This is a genomic window from Desulforamulus putei DSM 12395 (genome assembly GCF_900129195.1).
Lineage (GTDB): Bacteria > Bacillota > Desulfotomaculia > Desulfotomaculales > Desulfotomaculaceae > Desulfotomaculum > Desulfotomaculum putei.
Genome location: NZ_FQUY01000001.1, coordinates 212,105 through 227,001, shown reverse-complemented (window position 1 = coordinate 227,001; position 14,897 = coordinate 212,105). Strand labels below are relative to the sequence as shown.

The 14,897-nt window shown below is 48.4% G+C and carries 13 protein-coding genes; 8 read left to right on the top strand and 5 right to left on the bottom strand.

Annotation, left to right across the window (positions count from 1 at the left end; genetic code table 11):
- Positions 1-176 precede the first annotated feature (176 nt).
- The 8 genes from nuoE (BUB67_RS00945) to BUB67_RS00910 all read left to right on the top strand — a co-directional run bounded on the left by nuoE (BUB67_RS00945) (position 177) and on the right by BUB67_RS00910 (position 9,974).
- On the top strand, positions 177-665 hold the full coding sequence (gene nuoE, locus BUB67_RS00945; RefSeq protein ID WP_073234258.1) for an NADH-quinone oxidoreductase subunit NuoE: 489 nt from the start codon (positions 177-179) through the stop codon (positions 663-665).
- 13 nt (positions 666-678) lie between these two features.
- Positions 679-2,559: an NADH-quinone oxidoreductase subunit NuoF gene (locus BUB67_RS00940; RefSeq protein ID WP_073234253.1), complete on the top strand. Its 1,881-nt coding sequence runs from the start codon at positions 679-681 to the stop codon at positions 2,557-2,559.
- A gap of 32 nt (positions 2,560-2,591) precedes the next feature.
- On the top strand, positions 2,592-4,568 hold the full coding sequence (locus BUB67_RS00935; protein WP_073234250.1) for a [FeFe] hydrogenase, group A: 1,977 nt from the start codon (positions 2,592-2,594) through the stop codon (positions 4,566-4,568).
- 81 nt (positions 4,569-4,649) lie between these two features.
- Positions 4,650-5,108 (top strand): phosphatase, encoded by a 459-nt coding sequence (locus tag BUB67_RS00930; protein ID WP_073234248.1) that lies wholly within the window; start codon positions 4,650-4,652, stop codon positions 5,106-5,108.
- A 272-nt stretch (positions 5,109-5,380) separates the two neighbouring features.
- Complete coding sequence (locus tag BUB67_RS00925) at positions 5,381-5,584, top strand: hypothetical protein (protein WP_073234245.1); 204 nt, start codon at positions 5,381-5,383, stop codon at positions 5,582-5,584.
- Between the two features lie 376 nt (positions 5,585-5,960).
- Positions 5,961-6,440 carry an NADH-quinone oxidoreductase subunit NuoE gene (gene nuoE, locus BUB67_RS00920; protein ID WP_073234241.1) on the top strand — a complete coding sequence of 160 codons (480 nt, stop codon included), beginning with the start codon at positions 5,961-5,963 and terminating at the stop codon, positions 6,438-6,440.
- 22 nt (positions 6,441-6,462) lie between these two features.
- A complete protein-coding gene (nuoF, locus tag BUB67_RS00915) occupies positions 6,463-8,172 on the top strand; it encodes an NADH-quinone oxidoreductase subunit NuoF (protein ID WP_073234238.1) in 1,710 nt (569 codons plus the stop codon).
- Between the two features lie 20 nt (positions 8,173-8,192).
- A complete protein-coding gene (locus tag BUB67_RS00910) occupies positions 8,193-9,974 on the top strand; it encodes an NADH-dependent [FeFe] hydrogenase, group A6 (protein ID WP_073234235.1) in 1,782 nt (593 codons plus the stop codon).
- 38 nt (positions 9,975-10,012) lie between these two features.
- On the opposite strand, the gene BUB67_RS00905 is transcribed toward BUB67_RS00910, so the two are convergent.
- From BUB67_RS00905 to tyrS, 5 genes are all read right to left on the bottom strand, one after another.
- Positions 10,013-10,753 (bottom strand): YkgJ family cysteine cluster protein, encoded by a 741-nt coding sequence (locus tag BUB67_RS00905; protein WP_073234232.1) that lies wholly within the window; start codon positions 10,751-10,753, stop codon positions 10,013-10,015.
- 61 nt (positions 10,754-10,814) lie between these two features.
- Positions 10,815-11,759 (bottom strand): ABC transporter permease, encoded by a 945-nt coding sequence (locus tag BUB67_RS00900; protein ID WP_073234229.1) that lies wholly within the window; start codon positions 11,757-11,759, stop codon positions 10,815-10,817.
- Positions 11,760-11,761: 2 nt separating this feature from the next.
- A complete protein-coding gene (locus tag BUB67_RS00895) occupies positions 11,762-12,697 on the bottom strand; it encodes an ABC transporter permease (RefSeq protein WP_073234226.1) in 936 nt (311 codons plus the stop codon).
- A 120-nt stretch (positions 12,698-12,817) separates the two neighbouring features.
- Entirely contained in the window at positions 12,818-13,471 is a 654-nt protein-coding gene (gene yunB, locus BUB67_RS00890; RefSeq protein WP_238456901.1) for a sporulation protein YunB, read from the bottom strand.
- Between the two features lie 59 nt (positions 13,472-13,530).
- On the bottom strand, positions 13,531-14,757 hold the full coding sequence (gene tyrS, locus BUB67_RS00885) for a tyrosine--tRNA ligase (protein WP_073234221.1): 1,227 nt from the start codon (positions 14,755-14,757) through the stop codon (positions 13,531-13,533).
- Positions 14,758-14,897 lie beyond the last annotated feature (140 nt).

The window sequence follows — 14,897 nt, the reverse complement described above, 5'->3', positions numbered from 1 at the left end:
AAGTCAAATTTTCACCTTAAATAGTTAAATTATTTTAAGAAAATTAAAACTTTCCTTTTCTAAAACTAGTTTTTATTTTTTAGAAAAGAGGTGATATTCCAGAATTTGCTTCAGGTTGCGTCGTTGAATTTTTAGCAGATGTTCAAGTGGTTTCCTACACCAAAGGGGGGTTTATGATGGAGAACAGAGATATAAAATTCTTAAAACTACAGCAAATTATCGATTCACATGAAGGTAAGGTTTCTCACCTTATCGCCATACTTCAGGAGACCCAAGCAGAATATGGATATCTTCCAAAAGAAGCGCTGACGTACATAGCCACTGCCATGGGTATTTCCCCTGCCACTGTATTGGGTGTGGCAACTTTCTATGCCCAGTTTTCCCTTATTCCTAAAGGCAAATATGTGATCCGTGTTTGTGACGGCACCGCCTGTCACGTGCGGGGTTCCGAACCGATTATGATGGCGCTCCGTAAAGAGTTATCCCTTACGCCGGACAATCCCACCACCAGCGACCTCATGTTTACCGTTGAGACTGTCTCCTGCTTAGGGGCATGCGGATTGGCCCCGGTTGTCGTAGCCGATGAGGAAGTTCACGGGCAAATGACGCCGGACGGAATCTTAGAAATTATTAAAAAATTGGCAAACGCTGCCAGTGAAAACTAAGGGGGGACCATAGATGCTTAAGTCACGAGAAGATTTATTAAAGCTGCAACAAAAAGCCAAAGCTGCACTGGCCGACCAAAAAATGCGCATCTTGGTCTGTGCCGGTACCGGCTGTGTAGCCAATGGGTCGCTGAAGGTATATGAAAGTTTAAAAAATCTTATTGCTGAAAAAGGTCTGCTGGCCGAAGTTGACCTGGTGAAAGAAGTCAGTCATGAAGGCATAGGCGTAAGCATCAGCGGTTGCCATGGCTTCTGCCAGATGGGTCCCCTGGTACGCTTTGAACCCTCCGGTTTGCTTTACTGCAAAGTTCAGCAAGAGGACTGTGCAGAAATTGTTGAAACAACAATTGTGAATAACGGCATTGTTAACCGTTTGCTTTACGTGGATCCGAACACCGGGGAAAAAGTGAAAACCCAGGACGAGATTCCTTTCTATAAGCGCCAGGTAAGGGTTACTTTGAAAGAATGCGGTCGTATCGACCCCGATAATATCAATGACTACATTGCCCATGGCGGTTACCAGGCCATTGCCAAAATTTTAACCGGTATGAAACCCGAAGAAGTCATTAAAGAAGTTTCTGATTCCGGTCTGCGCGGCCGTGGCGGCGGCGGTTTCCCCACCGGTCGCAAGTGGTCCTTTGCCGCTGCCCAACCGGGCCCCAAAAAATACGTCATCTGCAACGGTGACGAAGGCGACCCGGGCGCTTTCATGGATCGTTCCGTTATGGAAGGCAACCCCCACTCGGTGCTGGAAGGCATGATGATTGCCGGTTTTGCCATCGGAGCGGACGAAGGTTATATTTACGCCCGCGCCGAATATCCGCTAGCCATCAAGCGCATGCGCAAGGCCATTGCCGACGCAGAAGCCTTGGGCTTACTGGGTAGAAACGTTTTAGGCACAGATTTCAACTTTAAGATTCACATTAAGGAGGGCGCCGGCGCTTTCGTCTGCGGTGAGGAAACTGCCCTGATCGCTTCCATCGAGGGTGAGCGCGGTATGCCCCGTCCCCGTCCTCCCTTCCCTGCCGTTAAAGGTCTGTGGGGCTGTCCTACCGTTATTAATAACGTAGAAACACTGGCCAACCTGCCCGCCATTATTATGAACGGCGCCGCATGGTTCAAAGGCTTTGGCACACCTGGCAGCGCCGGTACAAAGACCTTTGCCCTAGCCGGTCAGATCCAAAACACCGGTCTGGTGGAAGTTCCCATGGGTATGACCCTGCGGGAAATCGTATTTGATATCGGCGGCGGTTTGCGGGAGGGGAAAAAATACAAGTCCGTTCAAATCGGCGGTCCCTCCGGCGGCTGCTTAACCGAAGAAAAACTGGATCTGCCCCTGGATTATGATGAGCTCATGAAGGTCGGCGCCATGATCGGTTCCGGCGGTCTGGTGGTGATGGGCGACGATACCTGTATGGTTGAGACAGCCAAGTTCTTTATGGGCTTTGTACAAAACGAATCCTGTGGCAAATGTGTTCCCTGCCGCGAGGGCACCAAGCAAATGCTGGCTTTGTTAACCAAGATTACCGAGGGTAAAGGTACCGAGGAAGACCTGGCTCTGCTGGAGGAACTGGCCCAGAATGTTAAAGACGGCTCCCTTTGCGGTCTCGGTAAGACTGCTCCTAACCCGGTCCTCACCACTCTCCGTTACTTCCGTGATGAGTACATCGCACACGTCCGGGATAAAAAGTGCCCTGCCGGTGCTTGCCAGGCTCTGAAAGAATACTACATTGATCCTGAAAAATGCAAAGGTTGCACTGTTTGTGCCAGAGTATGTCCTGCCGGTGCCATTACCGGTGACAAAAAGCAGCCCCACGTTATCAATGTAGAGCTTTGCCTCAAGTGCGGCGCCTGCATGGAGAAATGTAAGTTTGGAGCCATCATGATCAGGTAGTACCTGAATATTGAGAGAAAGGGCGTGACGTGATGAGTGGTAAAATAACCATTAACGGACAAGTAATAGATTTTACCGATGAGAAAAATATTCTGGCTGTAGCACGTAAGGCCGGTATCGATATCCCTACCCTTTGTTACCACCCGGAACTGACCATTGCCGGCGCTTGCCGCCTCTGTGTAGTGGAAATTGAACGGATGGGCATTCAGGCCTCTTGCTCCACCGCTCCTGTCGACGGCATGGTGGTCTATACCAATTCCGAGCGGGTTAACAGAGTACGTAAAATGGTTCTTGAATTATTGTTGGCCAACCACGACCGTGAGTGCACCACCTGTGACTCCAGCGGCGCTTGCAAACTCCAAAAATATGCCAATGACTACGGCATCAAACGGCTGCGTTATCCCAGCCGCACCGTTAAGGCTCCGCTGGATACTTCCAGCCTGTCGGTGGTCCGCGATCCTAACAAATGCATCCTGTGCGGCCTCTGTGTGCGGGTTTGCAAGGAAAAACAGGGCATCGGCGTTTGGGACTTCAAAAACCGCGGCTCCCGTACCGAAATCGTGGCCGCCATGGACCAGCCCCTGGCTGAATCCTCCTGCATTAACTGCGGCCAGTGTATTGCCGTCTGTCCCTGTGGCGCTCTGACTTCCAATTCTTCTGCTATTGAAGAGGTCTGGGCAGCCATCCGCGATCCCAAGAAGACCGTAGTCTGCCAAATTGCCCCGGCACCCCGGGCTGCTCTGGGCGAAGAATTCGGCCTGGGTTCCGTTGATGTCACCGGTAAGATTGTTGCTGCCCTGCGCAGAATCGGTTTCAACAAGGTTTTTGATACAGCGTTCGCCGCAGATATGACAACCGTTGAAGAGTCCAATGAATTCTTAGCACGTTTGGTCAAGGGTGAAAACCTGCCGCTCTTTACCTCCTGCTGCCCCGGATGGGTAAAATATGCCGAGGAATTCCATCCCGAACTGTTGAATAATCTGTCCTCCTGCCGCTCACCGCAGCAGATGTTCGGTTCGGTATTAAAGAAGAAATACTCAAAAGACCTGGGTATCGCACCGGAGGACATGTTTGTGGTCTCCATCATGCCCTGCACCGCCAAGAAATACGAAGCCAGGCGGCCGGAATTCATGACCGAAGGCTCCTATGATGTAGACGCTGTTTTAACAACCGTGGAAGCAGCCCGTATGTTCAGAGAAGCCGGCATCATTTTCGATGCTCTGGAAGATTCCGAGTTCGACCAACCCATGCAGCAGACCACCGGTTCCGGCGTCCTTTTCGGTACCACCGGCGGCGTCATGGAGTCTGTGGTTCGATATGTAGCAGGCAAACTGCTTAACGCTGAAGGACGGGTTGACGTAGAGTTTACCAGGGGTATGGAAGATACCAAGATAGCCAGCATCAATGTCGGTGACAACAAGTTAACCCTGGCTGTGGTCAACGGCCTGGCAGCAGCTGAAGAACTGATTAAGAAAATCCAGTCCGGCGAACTGACGGTTCATGCCGTGGAGGTCATGGCTTGCCCCGGCGGCTGCGTCGGCGGCGGCGGACAGCCTTTCCAGAACGACGGTGAACGCCGTCAAGCCCGGGCCAGGGAGATTTATAATATTGATGCTAAATTGGTTCTGCACAAGGCCCAGGACAACGAGGACCTGGATAAGATTTTCGAAAAGTACTGGGGCGGTTGCTGCAACCATGAAACACACCATGATCTGCATACCCATTACCGTCCTAAAAAACGCATTGCCGGCAACGAAATCCTTATTAAAGACGGTGAAGGCCCCGAAATTACCGTTTGCCTGGGCGAAGGCTGCTTAAAGAAAGGCTCTCTGGCAGTGGTGGAAAAACTCCTTGCCCTGCCTGTCAAGGTGAAGGGTGTATTCTGTCTTGAAAGCTGCGGCGACGGTGTTTCCGTGAAGGTGAACAGCCAGATCCAAAACGTAAAGGCAGAGAATGTCATGGAAGCCATTAAAGCAAACTGCGGTTGCAACTGCAGTACCTGTTTGTAACCTGCAAAAAATGATTGTTTCCGGGTGCTAACAGTGGTTAGCACCTTCTTTTTTATGTTAAAATACATTTGGTGATGATAAATGATGGAAAAACATCTCTGTTTGCTCATTGGACCGGCAAAATATCCAGAAGATGATGAAAGAATGGTGTCCATGTTTTTAGCCGAGCCGGGTAAAAAAATCATTTGCGGCGCCAGTACGGCCAATATGGTTTCCCGCTACTTGCCCAACAGCCAAACACTCTCCGATGTTACAGGCCTGGTGCTGGTTACAGACGGCACATTAATTTTAAGCCAGGCGCTGGACATCCTTTTAAAGGACCATTTAGAGGCCTTGCCCGCTGATAATAAGGATGCCGGCCTGCTGGTGGCCGCTTTGTTAGAGGCTGACTCCATCTCCTTTTTAATTGGTATGGCGTTCAATAAATCACAGCGAAGCCTCAGTTTGCCGGCAAAACCCATAGTGAAGAGCCGGTTTGCCAGGGAACTGGTGGATTTGCTCAAGAAAAAAGGTAAAAAGGTAATGGTGGAGTATTTTTAACTCCACCATTTATTATTTTACTCATTCTTATTTTAATGATTTGGTTCTTCACCGGGATTGTTTATTGTCGAAAAATTGCTTTAAAATCACCTTAAAACCACTTGACGCTCCCGAACGTTCTAGGTTAGAATTATTGTAGTTAATTGTTTGAATATTTATAATGTTTTAAGTAATTAAACTTGTCTAATTAAATTTTCAATTATGTCATATTTCAGACGGTTTTCACCGTAGGAAAACATTAGAATATTATGCAGGGAATGGAGGTGTGACGGTTGGGTACACAACAACTGGTCAACGGGCAAATGATCATCTCAAGTATTGCCAAATACTCCATTACCAACGAAAGTAGCTTTCATTTACCAAAGTTTGAACCATGTGTCGATGCTTATGATCAACTTATTTTTATGATTACCAAGGAATATCCGGAATTAAAACCCTCTTTTGATCTATACGGTCAACTGATCAGCATTTCTTAACTCAATCCACCCTCAATGTTGTTCAACCAGCAAAAGTTCTCTACACGAAAAGGTCATATTCTAAATCTTTTATCATAAATTTTCAATACCAGACCATAATTTTTTTGCTTGTCCTCTTTTATTCGCTAATTAATTTCGTTATAGTTTAGGTAATCCAGGTATTTATTGGAAGGTGGTGGTATCAAAAATAATTTATGACTCTTCTTGATTTGCAATTGTTTTCAGGGGTTTGATGGGGGTAGCAAAAGAAATACAAAGACACGCTACCTTTCTTTCCACGAATTAGCAGTACAGGCCTTCGCAATCCATCAAGCCAAGGTGTACAAACAGGTAGTTGTAAAAAATATGCGCTTCCGACGAAAGGAGGAACCATCGCATGGGTGCAGAGTGCAAATGCCATTGTGAACAGGATAATAAACTGGATGCCCTGTTTGCTCAATACAAGGGCAATCCCAACGGTCTGATTGTGGTAATGGCCGCCATCCAAGAGACTCACGGTTATCTGCCGAAGGACCTTCTCATTAAAACAGCTGAGGAATTAGGTGTTCCTCTCAGTGACGTATACGGGGTGGCCACCTTTTATGCAGCCTTCAGCCTCCGTCCCAGAGGCAGACATACCGTCAACCTGTGTCTGGGAACTGCTTGCTACGTGAAGGGCGCTCCCGAAGTGCAAGCCATGCTGGAAAAAGAAATGGGCATTAAAGCCGGCAACACCACAGAAGACCGCCGCTTTAGCTTGGATCTGGTAAGATGCCTGGGCGCCTGTGGTATTGCGCCGGTTATGACGGTAAACGGCGAAGTTTATCCGCGCATGACTGCCGAAAAAGTAGCTGAAGTACTGGCTAAATACGAATAAAACCTCCAGGGAGGTGAAATATATGAATTTTGCTGAACTCGAATTATTAAGAGCAACTGCTAAGGAAGCTATTAAATTACGCCTGGGCGAAGAGCCCTCCGACAATTATAAATACCATGTGCTGGTTTGCGGTGGTACCGGATGTATATCAATTGGTTGTCAAAATACCCTGGAAGCTCTCCGGAAGGCCATTGACAGCCATGGTTTGCAGGACACCGTAAAGGTCGTCGTAACCGGTTGCATGGGTACCTGTGAAATGGGTCCCGTGATCACCGTCTTCCCCGAAGGATATTACTACTGCCGCGTACAACCCGAGGATGCTGAAGAAATTGTTACTTCCCACCTGAAGCTGGGTAAGTATGTAGAACGCCTCTGCTACCATGCGGCTGACGGGTCTGTTCAGCCCCGCAAGTCCGACATGACTTTCTTTAAAAAGCAAAAGCGCAATGCCCTGCGCAACTGCGGTCTGATCAACCAGACCTCCATTGAAGAATACATTGCCATGGACGGCTATAAAGCGCTGGCCAAAGTCCTGCAGGAAATGACTCCCCAGCAGGTGGTGGATGAAGTTAAGAAATCCGGTCTGCGTGGTCGCGGCGGCGCCGGCTTCCCCACCGGGGTCAAATGGCAATTTGTGCTGGATCAAAAGGCTGACCAGAAATATATCGTCTGCAACGGCGACGAAGGCGACCCGGGCGCCTTTATGGACCGCTCGGTTCTGGAAGATGACCCCTATTCCGTCATCGAAGCCATGACCATTGGCGGTTTCGCCGTTGGCGCCAACAAAGGTTACGCTTACATTCGTTTGGAATATCCCAGGGCCATTGAGCACTTCACCAAAGCCCTCAACCGGGCCAGAGAAGTTGGCCTGCTTGGCAACAACATTTTGGGTACCGATTTTAGTTTTGACATTGAAATCCGTGTAGGTGCCGGAGCCTTCGTATGCGGTGAAGAAACCGCCCTGCTGGCCTCCATCGAAGGTCGGCGCGGCGAGCCCCGTCCACGCCCCCCCTTCCCGGCTGTTTCCGGTTTGTTCGGTAAACCTACCGTTATTAACAACGTCGAAACCTGGGCCAACATTTGCCCCATCATTATTAACGGCGGCGACTGGTATGCTTCCATGGGCACCGAAAAGAGTAAAGGCACCAAGGTCTTTACGCTGGCCGGTAAGATTACCAATACCGGTCTGGTAGAAGTGCCAATGGGCATTACGCTCCGGGAAATGGTGGAAGACATCGGCGGCGGTGTCCCAGGCGGTAAAGCCTTTAAGGCTGCCCAAACCGGTGGTCCGTCCGGCGGCTGCATTCCGGCAGCTTATCTGGATACTCCTATTGATTATGAAAACCTGGCAGCCCTTGGTTCTATTGTTGGTTCCGGCGGTATGATTATTGTGGATGAAGGAACCTGTATGGTTGACCTGGCGAAGTTCTACCTGGGCTTTACCCAGGACGAATCCTGCGGCAAATGTACCCCCTGCCGTATCGGTACCAAGAGAATGCTGGAAATTCTTGAGCGCATCACAAAGGGGTTAGGCAAGGAAGGCGATTTGGAACTGTTAATTGAACTAGCCAACTCCATCAAGGCTTCTGCCCTGTGCGGCCTGGGTCAAACCGCTCCGAACCCCGTCCTCAGCACCCTGCGTTATTTCCGTGATGAATATGAAGCGCACATTAAGGATAAAACCTGCCCGGCCGGCGTTTGTAAAATGCCCCGCAAAGGCCTAAAATCCTAGTGGATAGGAGGGGAAAAGGCATGGCAACCGTAACACTAACCATTGATAATATAAAAGTTGAGGTTGAACAGGGTTCAACGATCTTAGAAGCTGCAAAAAAAATTGGCATTAATATTCCCACCCTTTGCTATATGAAGGATATCAATGCCATTGGAGCATGTCGTATTTGCGTGGTCGAAGTACAAGGCGCCCGGGCCCTCCAGGCTGCCTGTGTTACCCCCGTTGCTGAAGGAATGGTTGTTAAAACCAATTCCGCAGCAGTCAGGGCGTCCCGCAAAATGACCCTGGAACTGATTCAATCCAACCACCCGCAGGAGTGCAATACCTGCCTGCGCAACAATAACTGCGAACTGCAATCCCTGTCCGAAGCCATGGGCCTGAAGGAAATCCGTTTTGTCAGACCGGCCCAGAGCCACAGCAAGGACGATATTGATAACTCTTCGCCCTCAATTGTCCGTGATCCCCGTAAGTGCATCCTGTGCCGCCGTTGTGTGGCCGTTTGTGAAAAGGTACAGGGCGTCAAGTGCATCAGCGCTGTGAATAGGGGTTTTGAAACCATCGTTGCTCCTCCCTTTAATCAGGGTCTTATGGATGTAAACTGCACCATGTGCGGCCAGTGCTCCTTGGTTTGCCCCACCGGCGCCATTACCGAAGTAGATGACACCGACAAAGTATGGCAAGCCTTGGATGACCCGAACAAGCATGTTGTGGTGCAAACCGCCCCTGCCGTTCGTGTAGCCATCGCCGAAGAATTTGGTATGGAACCCGGCACCGTCAGCACCGGCAAACTGGTTGCCGCTCTGCGTCGTCTGGGCTTTGACAGTGTCATGGATACCGACTTCACGGCCGACCTGACCATCATTGAAGAAGGCAATGAGTTCATCAAGCGCGTCACCGAAGGCGGCGTGCTGCCAATGATTACTTCCTGCAGCCCCGGCTGGATTAAGTACATTGAAATGTACTATCCTGATCTGCTGGCTCACCTGTCCACCTGTAAGTCTCCCCAGCAAATGTTCGGGGCCCTGGTCAAGACCTTCTATGCTGAAAAGAAAGGTATTGATCCTGCCAACATCGTCAGCGTATCCATCATGCCCTGTACCGCCAAGAAGTTCGAGGCCCAGCGGGATGAGCTGAAAGACAGCGGCTACCAGGATGTGGACGTTGTGCTGACCACCCGTGAGCTGGCCCGTATGCTGCGTGAAATCGGTATCGATTGGGAAAACCTGCCCGAAGAAGATTACGATGCTCCCATGGGCCTCTCCACCGGCGCCGCGGTTATCTTTGGCGCCACCGGCGGCGTCATGGAGGCTGCTGTACGTACCGTTTACGAAGTTATAACTAAGGAACCGATGCCGGATATCAACCTGACCCCGGTTCGTGGTATGGAAGGCATTAAGGAAGCCACCCTGAAGGTTGGCGATCTGGACGTTAAAGTTGCCGTTGCCCATACCCTGGGCAACGCCCGCAAGCTGCTGGATAAGATCCGGGCCGGTGAAGCGGATTACCACTTCATTGAAATTATGTGCTGCCCCGGCGGCTGCATCGGCGGCGGCGGCCAGCCCATCCCAACCAACCTGGAAGTACGGCTCAAGCGTATCGGTGGTATCTATAAGGCCGACGAAGCAATGCCGATCCGTAAATCGCACGAGAACCCGGCCATCAAAGCCATTTACGAAGAGTTCCTGGGTGAACCCCTGGGCGAAAAATCCCATAAGCTGCTGCACACCTATTATGTACCGCGCGGCGTTTACAGGAAGCCCGAAGGGCTGCCTGATAAAGTGCCCAGCGGAGATCATCACTAGAAAAACCGGAGGGCTTGCTAAATGCAAGCCCTCTTTAATTAAGACATACAAGATACAATTGTATTTTTGAGCCTAAGAACCTTATCAGAATTACTTAGTTGAATGGGTAACCACTCAAAGGCAAATTTCATTAAAGCAACGTCATCATCCATGGCATCCTTTATTTTTTCTTCAGATTCGTTTTCTGTCAAAGAGGGGTGCTTCTTTAGTATTGTTAGTATTGTTCTGAACCTGTCCAGGTCATAACAGGCAATCAAAATCATTTCCATCATAAATTGATCCAGCCCTTTATCTCCGGTGAGCTTGATCTTTAAAGGTATTTGACCGAAGTGTTTCTCCGGTTCTTCGTAAGCAGTCAATCCCTGGTTGTCCATCCATTCCTTCACAGTCCATTCCTTTGATTCATTTAGCCCGTGACAGCGGGATTTATCAAAGGCAATTCCATACTCCCCCACCCCTCTAACTTCCAACGGCGCCATGCGGCAGGACCACGGGCGCACATGATAAACCTGGCAGCCGAAATCGGTAATAAAAGGACAGACCAGATTGTCCTCCCTCATTTTAAGAATAACAACCGGAAAACCCGAATGTGGAGCCCTTAAGACATGGGTGTATTTAGTCAGAAATTCGCCTGAGGTTATTTTTAATTCATTTTTCATTCGTAACACGTCAAAGGGAGTTAAAAAGATATTGATGTCCCGGCAGCATTTCTTAAAACAGGCCAGTTTTTCATGACAGGAGAAAGAAAATTTGTCCTCTAACTTTAGACTTTTGCCCATGCCTCTGCTCCTTAATTTTTTTCTAAAATACCAACAGCAATATTATATCATAATTCAATCTTTATTTGATTAAATTCACGTTGTTATTACCAACCCGGACTCTGTTTTCTGCCCTGGGGTCCAAAGCATCCCGCAGCCCGTCCCCGACAAAATTAAAGGCCAGTATGGTCAAACACAAAAAAAGAGACGGAAAGAATAACTGCCATGGATAGTTACGTATGCCTTCCAGTCCCTCGCTGGCCAACACACCCCAGCTGGCCATAGGCGCAGACACCCCCAGCCCTAAAAAGCTCAAAAAAGCCTCTGTAAAAATTGCCTCGGGAATTAAAAGGGTTATGGTTACAAGAATGGGACCTGTTGCGTTGGGAAGGATATGTCTTAATAAAATTCGACAGGCGCTGGCCCCCATCATGCGGGCCGCCAAAACATATTCCTGCTCCTTAAGCATCAGTACCTGTCCCCTGACCGCACGCGCTAAATTGAGCCAGTACACTGCTCCCAGGGCAATAAAGATCCCTTTTAGCCCTGGTCCCAACAATACCAGTAACAAGATACAGTAGAGTAAAAAAGGTACGCTGGAGAGAACCTCGACAAATCTCATCATGATCTCATCCACCCAGCCACCCACATAGCCAGAGATCCCACCATAAGCAACACCCACCACCAGGCAAATAAGGCTGGTTATGATGCCAATGGCAAGGGAAATCCTGGCTCCATACACTATTCTGGCAAAAAGGTCCCGGCCCAGGGAATCGGTTCCGAACCAGTGAGTAAGGCCGGGAGCCTGATTAATGCTTAACAAGTCCTGTTGGTCATAGCGATAATCGGAAAAAAAGGGTCCAAAGCAAGCCAGAATAATCAGAAACAAAATGATTACCATACCGGCCATGGCCAATCTGTTTTGTTTTAACCGGTGCCATGTCCCCCGCCAATATCCCATGCTTACTTCTTCCGTTTCCTTAATGTCCTCCGGGTTTTCTTTAAAAAGCTCTGGTGATAATTCCACTCTTAGACCTCCTTGCTGCCCGTTATTTTAATCCGCGGATCAATCAAGGTGTAGGCAAGGTCTACCAGTAAGTTCATCAGCATTAAAAGGACACTGTAAAACACCGTGACGCCTAAAATGACAGTATAGTCACGGTTAATCACACTTAAAACAAACCAGCGCCCTAATCCCGGAATAGCAAAAATGGATTCCACCACAAAACTGCCGGTCAAAATGGTGGCGACCATCGGCCCCATGTAAGTGACTACGGGTAGAATAGCATTTCGTACGGCGTGCCGCAAGACAACGGTCGTTTCAGACAGTCCCTTCGCCCTGGCTGTTCTTAAGTAATCCTGCCTTAATACCTCCAGCATACTGGAACGCATCAACCTGGCGATAAATGCTGTAGGGAATGCCGATAAAGCGATGGTAGGTAAAACGGCCTGCTGCCAGGTCCCCCACATGGCAGCAGGCAGCCAGCCCAGTTGATAGGCAAAGGCATACATTAATATGCCTGAGAGTATAAAGCTTGGCACCGAAAAACAGAGGGTTGCTAAAAACATGGTTAGGTAGTCCACCCACCGGTTTTGCTTGAGGGCTGCCATAATGCCTGCCGACAGCCCAACCATTAAGGAAAAAAAGATGGCCAAGGATCCCAGGGTTGCTGAAACCGGAAAACAAGTCTTAATGATACTGTTCACTGTTTGGTGTTCATAAATAAAGGACGGTCCCAGGTCCCCTTGCAACAAGTTGCTAAAATAATCGATATACTGCTTCCACAGGGGATCATTAAGATGATATCGTTCTTCCAAGTTCTTTTTTATGGCGTCAGGCAGTTTTTTCTCAGAAGCAAAGGGTCCTCCCGGTACAGCATGCATGATCACAAAGGTAATGGTGATAATCAGCCACAGGGCTACGGCCATAGTAAACAGTCGCCGCAGTAAATACCAGATTACCATGGGGTTCCTCCCTATTGCTTTGTAATAATACTAATCTTTTTGACAAATCAAGTCTCGAGACTTCCGGTAATTTCCACATAGGAGGAGGATTATCCTTCAAGAATGTACAAGCAAACCTGTCTAATTTCCTAAAACTCCACCGGGTAGTGTAACAAGGGCCGGCGGCACATCGCCTACGATGATGTCCTGGGCCAAAGGTACCTTTGTGTGCACCTTAAATACTTCTTTATATAAAGGAATAGCAATTTGAAATTCCGAATTGAGATCCAACCAAATGAGATGTCTGGTCTGGTTAATCCCTGCCCCTTCAAACTTATCGATAATGTCCACTCGTAAAACTCCCAGGGGAATCATACGGACATTAAGTTCCGGTCCCAAGGCAGCCAGCAAGCGGATACCCAGAAGTTGACCAACGGGAATCCCTATACTTTCATTATCCAGATTACGAAATTGTTCCTGAATATTTAAAGTTATTTCATTGGAGATCCTGTTTATTTTCATGGTATCCGCCTGCACAAGGACAATCTTACCTTGCGAATCCTTATGAACTTGAACAATGTCCTTATACTCTATATTTTGTTTAGCTAGGTGGTCCATTACAGTTTTATTCATGATCTCGGTAGCCACATGAATGGCTTTGACCCTGGCGATGGCAAACAAAGTAGGCTGCAGGCAACGATCTATAAATACAAACATGGCTGTAAAGCCCAGCAGAAATAACAACACAAAGAATTTCCGGGGCACTTGTCTTCTTCTTTTAAACAAAACTTTCACCTCCACATGATATCTATATGTGGAGGTGAAGCAAAAGGTGATAAACTATAGGAACTTGTCTAATTTTTTAGTGTCAGTCTGGCAAAACGGCGCTTCCCTGCCCGGATAATCATGCCATCCTCCGGTTGGAAACGCAGGTTGGGGTCGGATACTTTTTCACCGTTGATCTTTACGGCGCCTTCTTTTACGAGCCGCCTGGCTTCACTGTTGCTGGCTGCCAGCTTGGCCTTGGTAAGCAGCCTGGGTAGGGAAACCAATCCCTCTTCGTAGAGGTCTTCGGTGACAACAAATTCATCAATTTCATCCGGCAATTCACGTTTTTGGAATACCTTCTTAAAATGCTCCTCAGCCTGTCGGGCAGCTTCTGCACCATGATAAAAGGTTACGATTTCTCTGGCTAGGCGCATTTTAACATCCCTGGGATGGAGGGTTCCCTCCTCCAAACCCCTGGCAATGGCTCTGACCTCTTCCAGAGGAACAGGGGTAACCAGTTCAAAATACCTCACCATCAGTTCATCGGGAATGGACATGGTCTTACCATACATTTCCTGGGGCGCTTCGTCAATGCCAATATAATTCCCCAGGCTCTTACTCATCTTATTTACCCCGTCTAAGCCCTCAAGAATCGGCATCATCAGGGCAACCTGGGGTTCCTGCCCAAATTCTTTTTGCAGAGTGCGACCCATCAACAAATTAAACTTTTGGTCTGTTCCTCCCAGTTCTACATCTGCTTCCAGGGCAACGGAATCATAACCCTGCATTAAGGGATAGAAAAATTCATGAATACTGATAGGAAGGTTTTCTTTAAAGCGCTTGGAAAAATCCTCCCTTTCCAGCATTCTGGCAACGGTGGTGGTGGCCGCCAGCCTGATGACATCTTCAAACTTTAACGGGGCCAGCCAGGTGCTGTTAAACCGCACATTTGTTTTCTCAGGGTCAAGAATTTTAAAAATCTGCTGTTCATAGGTCCGGGCGTTGGCCAGCACCTCTTCTTCGGTTAATTGTTTTCTTGTTTCCGATTTCCCTGTGGGGTCGCCGATACGGCCGGTGTAATCGCCGAGAATAATCGTAACTTGATGGCCTAACTCCTGGAATTGTCTCAGTTTTTGCAGCACAACCGTATGGCCTAAATGAATGTCCGGTGCAGTGGGATCAAGACCCAACTTTATGTGGAGGGGTTTATTATTGGCAATGGATTTCTTTAATTTTTCAACCAGTTCCTCTTCAGGAACAATCTCCGCAGTGCCTCTTTTAATGATTTCCAGCTGTTTTTGGACGTCTAGCATCGACTGAACTCCTTTCGAAAAACCTTACGACTCAAAAAGCTCTAGCTTAGCGTAATACGTAATAATAGATGAAGGCTATCAAAATCTTAATAATTATACCAGAGCTAGCAGTATGTGACAAGAAAATTAAAAACGCTGTT